This is a genomic window from Morganella psychrotolerans (assembly GCF_001676155.1).
Lineage (GTDB): Bacteria > Pseudomonadota > Gammaproteobacteria > Enterobacterales > Enterobacteriaceae > Morganella > Morganella psychrotolerans.
Window position 1 is genome coordinate 92,832 of sequence record NZ_LZEW01000035.1, and the last position, 11,158, is coordinate 103,989.

The window sequence follows — 11,158 nt, forward strand, 5'->3', positions numbered from 1 at the left end:
TGAATCAGCGGAATAAAAGTGCGGTCATAACGACCGCACACTCTTAGGGAAAAGAAAATGAAGCCAGCAAAAGTAAGACTCCTTGAATCAGCATTCGCCGGTTATACAGGCGTTATGTCCGGTGTGATGTTCAAAGACGGCGTAAGTCTGTCAGAAATTCCGTTCATTGATCAGCAACGTATCTGTTCTGTCATGAAAGCCGAAACCATCGACGGTAAGAACGTTAGCGGAGCCGCCGCGCTTTCAGAGTCACGCAACGTCTCAGCAAAGGATGCTGTTGCAGCAGAGAAAGCCGCTGCGCCTGTCGTTACGATGGAACGTGAGTCAGATAGCGTTGAAGTACGTTACACCCGTGCTGAACTGGAAGCTCTGGCAGACAAAGGCGGTATCGCTGCCCTGCGTAAAGTCGGCAACGAACACGGTGTACGTGAAAAATCCATCGAAGCCATGATTGAGGGCATTCTGAACGTAGCGGGCGGTGAATAATGGTGGAAATGGACGTAATTAAATCAGGCGGCGTAAAAGACGTGACAGCCATGTTTGATGCACTGGATGTAAGCAAAGCGTCCTACTCACTGTTTGATATTACCGGCAATCCGGTTGTTTCAGATCAGCCGCTGGCAATCAGTGATGGGGATCTGAGTGTGTCGTTTGTTGTTGACGGTGAATACAACACACTGAAAGACGGCGTTTCAAAGGATATGCGGCGTGTTGTTGTCAAAGCTGTGACAGATAGCGGCCGGGTATCGGAAAGCGAGCAGTATTACGCTGTGTTGGCCTCGTCTGAACTTTCCGTGCCTGGTGACTCGTTTATTACAGTCATGGAAGCAAAGCTGTCTGCAATGGACATGTACGGGTCAGAGGCGTTTTTGCTACTGAGTGATCATATTCAGCGACAGGTGCTGATGGAAGCGACTCAGCGTCTGAAACACATGCGTTACAGCCTGAAACGTATTTACAAAATTACAGATGATTATAAGGCACGGCCTCAGAACATACTGACCGCGAATACGCTGCCATTTTATCTGACCGCTAACCAGTCTGGTGAGTTTATTGACTTCACGGAACTGACAGATGAGCAGTATCAAATCCTGCCAGCCTATTTTGTCAGCGACATGGCTAAAGCCTGTCTGACAGAAGCAGTGATGATTGTGTCTACCGGCGGGGCCGCTGATGCGCGTGACGAGGGGCTGTTGTCTGAGTCCATCGGTGAGACGACAAATATGTACCGCAGCGGGCGTGCAGCTACTCAGGCTCTGGCGCGGAAAACATGGCGGATCGTTGCACGTTATACCGATAACACAATCCGGATTGGCCGGGGGTGATATGAAAATTAGCTGGCAGTCAGAGGCAACGATATATCGCAAGTCAGAAAAGACGAATATGTACGGTGAACCGGCGCTGTCATTTGCCGGCAAATCACCGGTGGGTTTTGTGAGATTCATCGAGTCATACGATAAAAGTTCTGTCCGGGCTGACAGCTCGGCATCGAGAGGAAAGGCGGATATTGACCTGTTTGATGCAGTGATTATTTTCCCGAAAACCGCCAATCTTAAAATCGACGATGTTCTGCTGATTGAGGGCGTTAAGCTGGAAGTGAAGCGCGTTCATAACCGGTTCGGACTTCGCGGAAAGCCGGGTCATTACGAAGTGGGGGCTGATTTGTGGGTATCACAGTAGATATCGGGTCGTTTCGCCGCGCTCAGTCAAAACTGACACACAGCCAGAACGCACTGAAACGTAATCTGCTTAACCAACTGCGGAAAATGGCGGCAGAAATGCAGCGATACGCCAGGGCAATGAGTCCGCGTGAAACCGGTAGCTTGGAGAAAGCGATTTTCGCCCATGTCGAGAATAGCAAAAACGAGGTACACGTTAACCTGTATGTCTCAGAAAACACAATGCGTTCAGGGGCAAACGTAAATGGAAGACCTGTTCCTCGTGTACCGGTCGGACGGTATGCGGACTACATGCACAACGCTCAGTATCGGCTTGGGGCTATTTCCCGCCTTAAACAGCAGCACAATTACGGTTTGGGTATGAAAGTGAAAGTCGGCAAAGGCTTTATTGAACGGGCTGGTAACACCGTTTGGAAACGCTTTCGTGATGATCTGAAAGATGCCGGTATGAGAGCCGGATTTGGACGGGGGCGCTGGAAATGATTTTGGAAGCATTCACTCGGTATCTTGAGAAACAAGGGATCGGCAAATCCGGAAAAGACCTGTTTTGTTACTACATGCCGCCAAAGACCCCACGCGGATATCTTGTTATGTCGCCTACGGACGGCATCAGAGTAGATCCTGAATTAAAAGGCTATTATCAAGATATTTTTCCGTTTATGATTAGAGCGGAAAATATATCAAAGCTGAATCAAATGAGTACGGCTGTTATGGATGCTATTAACGGGCGTGATATTGATATGGTCGATGTATATTTCAATGTTATACAGGCGATTACATTGCCGACAATCTACCCTCAGAATGACGGGGGTTCTTTTGAAGCAGGTGTTGTGATAGAGTTTAGTTGTTATATCAAATAAGTAAGGGAATACTTATATGTCTACAGGAAACAAAGTAGAGAACATCAAGCTCGGTGCTTGTAACGTCTCTTTTAACGGTGTTGATCTCGGTTACACCAAAGGCGGTGTTGAGGTTGAGGTAACAACCGACACGCTGAAAGTGACCGTTGACCAGTTCGGTGAAACAACTGTTTCTGAGTTGATTCAGGGTCGTAATATCAAAGTGACTGTACCTCTGGCTGAAACCGTGCTGGAGCGCCTGGCATCCGTTATGCCGGGCAGTGAAGTTGAGGGCGGTGGGGATGAAATCACCATCAAGACCGGTATCGGCATCAACCTCGTTGAAGTCGCTCAGTCTCTTGTGCTGACTCCGCTTAACAAAGACGACTACATTCTGACCCTGCCACGCACAGCAACAGCGGGTAGCTTCACAATGGCCTATAAGCACGATGATGTTCGCGTGTTTAACATTGAGTTCAACGCCTATCCGGACGACAGCGGTGTACTGGGTAAAATGGGAAAAAAGGTGTGACCCCGCCTGTCACCAAGCCGGAAGATAAAACCGGTGAGGCTGACAAGGACGATAAACTGACAGACGACAAGACGGAAGAAGTCAAAAAGCCGGATGCTGGTGAATCGAAAGAACTCGGGGATATCGATCAGGACTGAAACATTTTTCAGTTAAAGTTGTAAGTAAGTAAATACCTAATGTAATATAGGGCTTCTTAAATGAAGCCCTTTTTATTACATGGAGAGTACCACATGGCGAAGTTACTTGATCTGAACGCAATCGCACCAGCCAAAAAAAGAAGTTCTGTTGGGTGAAAAAACGTTCACCATCCTGCCGCTAACTGTAGGTCTGTTTACGGTAGCGCAGCAGTACCAAAGTACAGATATCGAGTCGAAAACTCCGGCAGAACAGTTAGAAGCCGGGATTGAAATTATCCGCAAGCTGATCCCGTCTATGACAGAAGATGAAATTCAGACTCTGCCTTTGGAAAGCGTACAGGCGATTATCGTTTTTGCTTTCAATGAGGGGGAAGAAGTTAACGCTCAACATGCAGGTGAAGAAGCAAAGTAATATCCCGCAACGACGATGGTGTTGAAGTTGTATCAATCGACTTCGGCTTTTATTTTTGCCGGGTACTTTCTTTTTATGGCGAAACCACGGAATCGGTTATCGCCATGCCGCTTGAACGGTTCTGGATGTTAAGCAGGAATATTGACCGCATCAGGGCAGAAGAAGATCTGAGGGGGTTGCAGATTGCACGAGTGGCAGGTGCAACCGCTGAGGGTTACGAGGCATTTGCGAAAAGCCTACAGCAGAGATTGGGACAGCCAGTCGTCACAAAACAGTCGGCGTTACCATTCAGTGCCGAAGCCGATCCTGATGCCGAATCAAGACTAATGAGAATTTTTGGCAGAGGCTAAGGAATGGCTGACACATTAGGATTTAAGTTAACGCTGGACGACAGAACCTTTGAGATCAAGATGGAGAATGCGGAACGGCTTCTCAATCGTTTTTCTCAACGGGCAGTAAAATCAGGTTCTGGAATTAAGCGTTTTGAAAGCGGGCTTGCTGGTTTCGGCAGAACGTTGTCAGGTGTGATTACTACAATCGGCATGGCAACGTTCGCTGTTTCCGGGTTAAAAACAGTCCTGTTCGACACACAGAAAGCGATTCTCGACAGCGCAGGTAAACTTGAAAGATTGCAGGTCATGCTCAACGGCCTGGCTGAATCATCCGACAAAGCTGCCGAAGCGTTGCGTGACTTCAATTACATCGTAGATAAGGCAAAAAGTGCCCCGTTTTCTATCGATGCCATTTCAGATAGTTTCGTCAAACTCAAATCAGCCGGTATTGACCCGACAAAGGGATCGATGAATGCGCTTATCGATTCTGTAGCCCGGTTTGGTGGCGATAGCGAGCTTCTTAAACGAGCCACCGTTGCTATTCAGCAAATGGCAGGTAAAGGCGTGGTTTCTATGGAAGAACTACGTCAGCAGTTAGGTGAAGCTGTGCCTACAGCCATGAAAGCTATGGCGACAAGTATGAACATTTCAATGGGTGATCTTGTTAAGCAAATTTCATCCGGTCAGGTCAGAGCTACAGAGGCTATTGACGGGATGTTGGCGGTAATGGAAGTTCAGTACGCCGGCTCCGCAGAGCGGATGATGAACACCTACTCCGGCCTGATTTCTCAGATGCAAACAAATGCCGCGCTGCTGGCTAAAACCATTGGCGACTCCGGATATATGGATGCGGTAAAGGATGCCTGAGAGATATTAACACTCTGCTCGGTAGTGATGCCGCTCTCTACTACGGAAAAATGTTCGGTGATGCGATTGAGAAAATTATCTCCGTAGTCAAAGAAATGACAGTTTGGGTTGTCGATAATCAGGCAATGTTGAAGTCATTGTTTTCTATCATTATGCAAATTGCCGGAGCTGTAGTTTTTGTCTCATTTATAAAATCAGTTATCGGTGGGCTGGTATCGTTAAACCGCTCAATTGCAGGTGTCATCGGCGGTGGTGGTGCAGGACTTGTCGGCATGGCAAGCAGTATCGCTGAAGTATCACGTCGATCCCGTGCGATGGGTGGTAGTTTAAATATCGGTTCAATAGCCATTGGCAGAATGACACATGCCTGGCGTGGACTTAATGCGGCAATGAAAGCCAATATCATTGTGGCCGCGATTATGACGGTTGTAGAAGTGTTATCACTTCTGGCGTGGTGGTTTGATAAAAACAAAGAGAAAGCTGAGGCTGCTGCTGAGGCTGCGCGTAATATGCCGAGCATGGTAACTGACGCGCAGTTAACTGAATTAAAAAATGTTCAAAAAGACGCGGAACAAAAATTTAAAACCTACTTGAAAGCTGTGGAGGCGTGGGAACAAAAATTTGAGGATGCAAAAAACAACAGGAAGTTTATTAAGCCAAGTGATTATCGCAAATATGAAATTTCCAAGAAATTACTTGAACAATACAAATCGGAGTTTGAACAGGCTTCAAACCTCGTTAACACGACCCTGATTGCGCGTGAAGAAGAAGCTGCGCGTAAAAAAAATTGAAGTAATGGAAGTGGGTCTGCAAAAAGAACGGGAATTGCGTCAGGCTGAATTCAAAACAAAAGTTGATGAGCTGGATAAGCAGCAACAGGTTGAATTGGCTAAGTACACTACCAATGCGGAAAAGCAAAAGGAGATCCGGGAGCAGTTCGGTAATCAGATGCGAGAGGCGTATTCGTTAGTGCTGGAAAGTGACAAAAAAGCAATTGAGCAAAAACGAACCCTTTTGGAAGATCAGCTTAAAAAAATTACAGGAAGACCTCCGTAAAGCCAACAGCAAGATCACAGGACAGATAACCAATGACGAAAAAGTCCTGATAAACAACCTTGAATCTCAAATCATCCATGTAAGCAGGGGTTTAAATGGACTTGAAACAGAGTATACAAACGTCCTTCAACGGTTAAAAAATGCAGTAAATCTGTTCAGAGGCGGGATCATTGATGTTAATGGCGCATTCACACAATCAACCACTGATGAACTTGCAAAACAGCTAGAAACGTTAGCTAAAAATGAAGATCGTTTATCAGTAGGAACTCGCCTTAAAAATGGCGAAAAAATAAAATTAATCGACGGACGGATCGCTAAAACAGAGGAAGAAGCAGAAGCCAATTTTCAGATTCTTGAAATTTTGAAAAAACAGGGAGTTGAGGGGGAAAAACTGGCTGGTTTTTATAACGAAGCCAACGAAGCGCAGAAAAAGCAAATAGACCGTGCATTAGAAAGTGCAAGAATCCGTGGTCAGGCGAAAGTCGATAAAAGCGCTGCATCCTCTGCCCGGGTTGGTGAATCCAAAGCCGCCAAAGCAAAGCGGGAAGCGGAAAGGCTGGCAGGACAGCACAAGAAATTACTGGAAGACGCTGAGTCAATGTCGGAAAAAATCGGCTTCGGCAGTCAGGAAGTTGCGAAGTACGATCAGGCTCTAGGCAAGCTGAAAGAAAGTCTTGGGGCGCTGGCTACGGCTGTTCCGAAAGAGGGCATTCTTTCTCAGAAGCAGATTGATGAAGCTAAAGCGCGTCTGGCAGAAATCGATAATGAACTGAGCAGCAAAGAGTACCGCAATGCGCTGGCGCAGGACTCAGCTGATCAGCTTATCTCAAAATGGGCGGGGTTCGCTAATACCGTAAAGGGAAACGTCACGCAGTCCGTCTCTGAAATGCGCCGTGAGTTTGAGAAAAACTACGACGAGGCTGACAAGTATTTCCAGAAGATTATCACCGCATCTGCCGGAAACAACGAAGTCCAAAAGAGGCTGATGGAAGAACACCAGCGTTTCAAAGCCGGAAAGACAGAGGCGATGGTTCGTCTGACGGAAACAGCCACCGCAAGAATGGCAGAGGATTATAAAAACGTTGCGGCCATGATTGACGATAACATTAAAAATGTATTCGACAGTCTGGAAGACCGCCTGATGGATTTCCTCAAAACCGGTACGTTTTCTATCAAAGATTTTGGCGATTTCATTTTCGCGGAACTGCAACGCACCTTTATCCGCAGCATGGTTATTTCGCCAATGATAAACGGGCTTGGGTTGGGTGCCGGCGGTCAGACCGGTGAGGGGATGATTGGCGCACTCGGATCTGCAATCGGAGGTATGTTTGGTTCCGGTGGAGGTAAAGCCGATCCTAATGCTAAGGCCACAGCAGCACTCGGTAAAGCTGCAACAGAAACCACCGAAGCTATGCAGGATATGCAGGAACAGGGCATTTTCACTACCATCGCAGGTTACGCAAAACAGCTTTGGGCGATGATTACCGGTACGGCGGCAACCGAGGTTAAAACAAGTGCAGACGTAACAGCTACTGCAACGGTCGGGACATTTACCGGTGCGGTTTCAATGGCAACAGGTGCGATAACTGCATTTGCAGCCTCTCTTGCCGCACAGGGCACAGCCTCTGCTGCCAGCGGATTTCTTGGCATGGCGTCCTCTATCGGTGGCGCGGTGGCTGGTGGTATGGGCGGTGGTGTGGGTGTAGGTGCGGCATCATCCGGTGCGACCGGAGTTTATGATCCGGCCAAATACAGTTCCGCTTTCGGTTTCGCAAACGGCGGGATCATGAGTTCTCTTGGCTCATTGCCGCTGAAAGCCTACTCAAAAGGTGGGATCGCTACAACACCACAACTCGCTCTTTTCGGCGAAGGCAGTCATAACGAGGCTTATGTCCCTCTGCCTGATGGTCGCCGTATTCCTGTGAATATGAATATTGACGGCATGCAAGGTGCTGACAGGAGTGCGGAGAGCGCCGGCAACTCCGTCATGATCTCAATTCAGATTGAGAATAACGGCAGTGAAAAAGATGAAAAATCTAATGACAGTCAGGATTCCACATGGAACGCGGCGGCACAAAAAATTAAAGCCATTGTGCTTGAAACTATCACGGAAGAAAAACGCCCGGGCGGGGCACTGACGGAGTAACACAAATGGAAAAACGGCTTTTTAAATGGCACCCGAAATTCCAGTCACGCAAAACGTTTAAGCCGACAATCAGCAAACAGGTCTTTGATGATGGTTACGAAATGCGTATGACCTCGGGATTCAACTGGCGCAGATTCGAGTGGAATCTCACATTTGAAGGGGCGCGAGAGTTAATCACAGAAATTGAAGATTTTCTTTTTGAACATGGCGGCAAAGATTCCTTTAAGTGGATCTCGCCGGACAAAAAGGAATACACGATTGTCTGTGAAGACTTCAACGTAGGGCGGGACAACGGCAGCAATAATCTGACTGCCACATTCCGGCAGGTATTTGAATGACAGCAATCTGGTGTCCTCACGGATGAGGACACCACTTTTAAGGGATTAAACCATGACAAAGAAAACTATCCGGCAGCAGATTCAATTGTTATCCCCGGAGTCTATCTTTGAGTTATTCGTGATCGATTTGCCGAAGAAAACAGGCAGCGGACGGTTCTACTTCCATGCCGGGACAAACGAAATCCAGCAGCCGGTTATCTGGCAAGGAAAAGCCTATCAGCCGATGCCGATTCAGGCGACCGGTTTTGATATCAGCGGCGAGGGTAAGCTGCCGCGTCCGAAACTGAAAGTGGCGAATTTTGGCGGCATGATCTCCGCAGAGTTACAGGCAAAAGACGATCTGCTCGGGTGTCAGGTAACACGCAAGCGCACCATGCAATGCTTTCTGGATGCAGAAAACTTTGAAAGCGGTGTAAACGACGAAGCAGATCCTAACCAGCATTTCCCTGATGATGTGTGGTTTATCGATCAGAAGACGATTGAAACGCCTGAAATGGTGGAGTTTGAGCTGGCATCTGTTTACGACCTGATGGGTGTTCAGCTGCCTAACCGTCAGGTGATGCGTAACTCGTGCCAATGGGATTATCGATCACCGGAATGCGGTTATACCGGCCCCGCTTTTGACAAGAACGACAAACCGACCGCTCTCTCTGGTGCCGACTTTTGCCCTAAGCGGTTATCGAGCTGCCGTGCGCGGAGAGATTACTTTGCTGACGGCATTATCATGTTTGGTGCTTTCCCGGGGGCAACACGCTCATGATGAAAGAAATGATGAGTGCCGGGTTGTACACAGCAATGCAGTCGGCCGCAGTTGCAGCTTACCCGAATGAAGCCTGCGGGCTTCTTGTCAGCGCAAAGCGGGGCAAGTATGAACTGGTGTTATGTCGTAACGTGGCAGACGACCCTGTTAATTTCTTTGTGATGGACGCAGACGACCAGATTAGCGCAGAAACACAGGGGGAAGTGGTTGGCGTATGGCATAGCCACACGGACGGATCGAACAAAGCCAGTGATGCTGATATTGCCGGCTGTGAGTCCTCGGAGTTGCCGTGGTTTATTATCAACGTCACAAGAAACTACAACCCTGATATTGAGACGGACTTTGTTATCAGCGATGTAAACGTAATAGCTCCCTGTGGCGCTGTAACGCCACTAGAGGGTCGTGCTTATGCATTTGGTGTCTTTGACTGCTGGACACTGTGCAGGGACTATTTGAAGCGCGAATTTGACGTGTCCGTTGATATCTGCGCCCATCTTCACATCCCTAACTGGTGGAACGGAGACAGAGACATTTTGACGGATAATTTCTCCGGTCAGAGGTTGGTGAAGTTGCCACACGGAACACCACCGCAGAAAGGCGATCTGTTCTTCATGAAAATCGGGGCGAAGATGCCGGATCACTGCGCGGTTTACGTGGGTGGCAATCTGATTCTGCATCACCAGACAAACCGGTTAAGCGGAAAAGCAATTTACGGCGGAATGTATAAAAAATGCACCGTTCACCATTTACGACATAAGGATTTGTTATGAGCGCGAAAAAAAATCGGGTTACGTTTGAGTTTGGCGGTGTGCTGGCGAAGAAATTCGGTAAAGAGCATAAGGTGCGTTGCTCCACTGTGAAGCAGGGTTTGGGGATTATCAACGCCAATCGTCCGGGGTTGGTGGGCTGGATGAAAGAGAATGCATCAAAATATCGGAAGTACCATATACGCGTTACCCGCGCTGACGGTCGGGTAAAGGATATGAGCGAAGCTGAGTTTCAGTTACAGAATAACGGTGATATGACTCACGTTCGTATTACCCCTATTTATCGCGGAGCAGGCGGCAAAATCATGAGTGTTTTGCAGGTCGTTGTTGGGGTTGTTCTGATTATCGCCTCGTACTGGCTCGGGCCGTCTTCATTCGCGGCGGGTATGTCTATGCTGGCATCTGGTGTCATCGGGCTTCTGTCCAAACAACCGAAACCGTTTACGGGAGGGTCGGATAACCGGAAAAATTCAACCTACTTTGACGGGCCGCAAAATACAGTGGAGCAGGGCGCGCCGGTTCCGCTGATTTACGGGGACGAAATTCTGGTGGGATCGCAGTTAATAAGCCTGAAACTGTCGGTTGAGCAGTTAATACCTGAAAGCAACAAAATGGCGTTATATTAGACAAGGTTTTGGAGTATTTTATCCAATATTTAGATTGACCATTTTTTAATAATAGATGACCATCAGTTATGGTGGTCTTTAAATTTAAATCAAGGAATAGTCGTGAAAAAAAATATTGGTTTTATCATTATCCATTATTGCTTTGTCTGGTTGTGGTGATAGCAATGTTGATATTGTAAAAAAATGTTACTTTAAATGATGGCTCTAAACTTGGATACGTTTTAGAAAATAGAAAGATATGTAGTGATATAAAATGGATATCTTATGAAGATGAAAGAGGAAGAGGGCGAGTTAAATATACATGTGTTATATCACCGGAAAATTATCAGTTATTTGTTGATAAATATATCCCTGCTTATTCAAAATGGAAGAACTACGAAGTTGACAGTCTAAATAATAAAATTAAAGGAATGGATGCAGATGATATAAGTAGAGTATCCACAACAAAAAAGACTCGAACAAGTTGAAACGTCGTTTTCTTTCAATAGAGTAGATGAGTACAAGGATGTTATTGAGTGGATTATTCCTAACGGTAATACAAAAAAATGTAATACCACAAAAATCAGAACAATATTCATGCTTAAAATTTGATAATGGTGGCGTCTTATTTTTCGGGAATAACTATGATAAAGGTGCTCCTATATATCAAGAACATAGCTCTCGTTTT

The 11,158-nt window shown here is 46.9% G+C and carries 16 protein-coding genes; all 16 read left to right on the forward strand.

Translation table 11 applies throughout. The features are described 5' to 3' along the window. The first annotated feature begins 57 nt into the window (after positions 1-57). The 16 genes from AYY16_RS19370 to AYY16_RS19445 all read left to right on the forward strand — a co-directional run bounded on the left by AYY16_RS19370 (position 58) and on the right by AYY16_RS19445 (position 10,491). Positions 58-486: a hypothetical protein gene (locus tag AYY16_RS19370; protein WP_067370661.1), complete on the forward strand. Its 429-nt coding sequence runs from the start codon at positions 58-60 to the stop codon at positions 484-486. After that, entirely contained in the window at positions 486-1,325 is an 840-nt protein-coding gene (locus tag AYY16_RS19375; protein ID WP_067370664.1) for a hypothetical protein, read from the forward strand. Before AYY16_RS19370 ends, AYY16_RS19375 begins: the two co-directional genes overlap by 1 nt. Position 1,326: 1 nt before the next feature. After that, the gene (locus tag AYY16_RS19380; protein WP_067370667.1) at positions 1,327-1,680 is read left to right on the forward strand and encodes a hypothetical protein; all 354 of its coding nucleotides are present in this window, start codon (positions 1,327-1,329) and stop codon (positions 1,678-1,680) included. Next, positions 1,665-2,162, forward strand: a complete 498-nt coding sequence (locus AYY16_RS19385; protein WP_067370671.1) for a hypothetical protein — start codon at positions 1,665-1,667, stop codon at positions 2,160-2,162. The genes AYY16_RS19380 and AYY16_RS19385 overlap by 16 nt, the downstream gene beginning before the upstream one ends. After that, the gene (locus tag AYY16_RS19390; RefSeq protein ID WP_067370676.1) at positions 2,159-2,539 is read left to right on the forward strand and encodes a phage tail terminator protein; all 381 of its coding nucleotides are present in this window, start codon (positions 2,159-2,161) and stop codon (positions 2,537-2,539) included. Before AYY16_RS19385 ends, AYY16_RS19390 begins: the two co-directional genes overlap by 4 nt. A 16-nt stretch (positions 2,540-2,555) precedes the next feature. After that, entirely contained in the window at positions 2,556-3,050 is a 495-nt protein-coding gene (locus tag AYY16_RS19395) for a hypothetical protein (protein WP_067370679.1), read from the forward strand. Next, positions 3,047-3,187: a hypothetical protein gene (locus AYY16_RS20405; protein WP_156665039.1), complete on the forward strand. Its 141-nt coding sequence runs from the start codon at positions 3,047-3,049 to the stop codon at positions 3,185-3,187. Before AYY16_RS19395 ends, AYY16_RS20405 begins: the two co-directional genes overlap by 4 nt. Before the next feature lie 148 nt (positions 3,188-3,335). After that, a complete protein-coding gene (locus tag AYY16_RS19400) occupies positions 3,336-3,599 on the forward strand; it encodes a hypothetical protein (protein WP_067370682.1) in 264 nt (87 codons plus the stop codon). 353 nt (positions 3,600-3,952) lie between these two features. Continuing rightward, a complete protein-coding gene (locus AYY16_RS19410) occupies positions 3,953-4,798 on the forward strand; it encodes a tape measure protein (RefSeq protein WP_067370684.1) in 846 nt (281 codons plus the stop codon). A gap of 50 nt (positions 4,799-4,848) precedes the next feature. After that, on the forward strand, positions 4,849-5,589 hold the full coding sequence (locus AYY16_RS19415) for a hypothetical protein (protein ID WP_067370686.1): 741 nt from the start codon (positions 4,849-4,851) through the stop codon (positions 5,587-5,589). Beyond that, the gene (locus AYY16_RS19420; RefSeq protein WP_067370689.1) at positions 5,558-5,854 is read left to right on the forward strand and encodes a hypothetical protein; all 297 of its coding nucleotides are present in this window, start codon (positions 5,558-5,560) and stop codon (positions 5,852-5,854) included. Before AYY16_RS19415 ends, AYY16_RS19420 begins: the two co-directional genes overlap by 32 nt. A 361-nt stretch (positions 5,855-6,215) precedes the next feature. Then, entirely contained in the window at positions 6,216-8,000 is a 1,785-nt protein-coding gene (locus AYY16_RS19425) for a phage tail tape measure C-terminal domain-containing protein (RefSeq protein WP_156665040.1), read from the forward strand. Between the two features lie 5 nt (positions 8,001-8,005). Beyond that, positions 8,006-8,338 carry a phage tail protein gene (locus tag AYY16_RS19430; RefSeq protein WP_067370697.1) on the forward strand — a complete coding sequence of 111 codons (333 nt, stop codon included), beginning with the start codon at positions 8,006-8,008 and terminating at the stop codon, positions 8,336-8,338. 52 nt (positions 8,339-8,390) lie between these two features. Beyond that, positions 8,391-9,098 carry a phage minor tail protein L gene (locus AYY16_RS19435; RefSeq protein WP_067370702.1) on the forward strand — a complete coding sequence of 236 codons (708 nt, stop codon included), beginning with the start codon at positions 8,391-8,393 and terminating at the stop codon, positions 9,096-9,098. Continuing rightward, positions 9,095-9,868, forward strand: coding sequence for a C40 family peptidase (locus AYY16_RS19440; protein WP_067370706.1), 774 nt, complete (start codon positions 9,095-9,097; stop codon positions 9,866-9,868). Before AYY16_RS19435 ends, AYY16_RS19440 begins: the two co-directional genes overlap by 4 nt. Beyond that, positions 9,865-10,491, forward strand: coding sequence for a tail assembly protein (locus AYY16_RS19445; protein WP_067370710.1), 627 nt, complete (start codon positions 9,865-9,867; stop codon positions 10,489-10,491). Before AYY16_RS19440 ends, AYY16_RS19445 begins: the two co-directional genes overlap by 4 nt. The last annotated feature ends 667 nt before the right edge of the window (positions 10,492-11,158 follow it).

Bases quoted from the DNA above. Each gene is read 5' to 3' on its own strand.
- AYY16_RS19370 (WP_067370661.1), top strand. From the start codon at position 58: ATGAAGCCAGCAAAAGTAAGACTCCTTGAATCAGCATTCGCCGGTTAT.
- AYY16_RS19375 (WP_067370664.1), top strand. From the start codon at position 486: ATGGTGGAAATGGACGTAATTAAATCAGGCGGCGTAAAAGACGTGACA.
- AYY16_RS19380 (WP_067370667.1), top strand. From the start codon at position 1,327: ATGAAAATTAGCTGGCAGTCAGAGGCAACGATATATCGCAAGTCAGAA.
- AYY16_RS19390 (WP_067370676.1), top strand. From the start codon at position 2,159: ATGATTTTGGAAGCATTCACTCGGTATCTTGAGAAACAAGGGATCGGC.
- AYY16_RS19395 (WP_067370679.1), top strand. From the start codon at position 2,556: ATGTCTACAGGAAACAAAGTAGAGAACATCAAGCTCGGTGCTTGTAAC.
- AYY16_RS19410 (WP_067370684.1), top strand. From the start codon at position 3,953: ATGGCTGACACATTAGGATTTAAGTTAACGCTGGACGACAGAACCTTT.
- AYY16_RS19415 (WP_067370686.1), top strand. From the start codon at position 4,849: ATGTTCGGTGATGCGATTGAGAAAATTATCTCCGTAGTCAAAGAAATG.
- AYY16_RS19430 (WP_067370697.1), top strand. From the start codon at position 8,006: ATGGAAAAACGGCTTTTTAAATGGCACCCGAAATTCCAGTCACGCAAA.
- AYY16_RS19435 (WP_067370702.1), top strand. From the start codon at position 8,391: ATGACAAAGAAAACTATCCGGCAGCAGATTCAATTGTTATCCCCGGAG.
- AYY16_RS19440 (WP_067370706.1), top strand. From the start codon at position 9,095: ATGATGAAAGAAATGATGAGTGCCGGGTTGTACACAGCAATGCAGTCG.
- AYY16_RS19445 (WP_067370710.1), top strand. From the start codon at position 9,865: ATGAGCGCGAAAAAAAATCGGGTTACGTTTGAGTTTGGCGGTGTGCTG.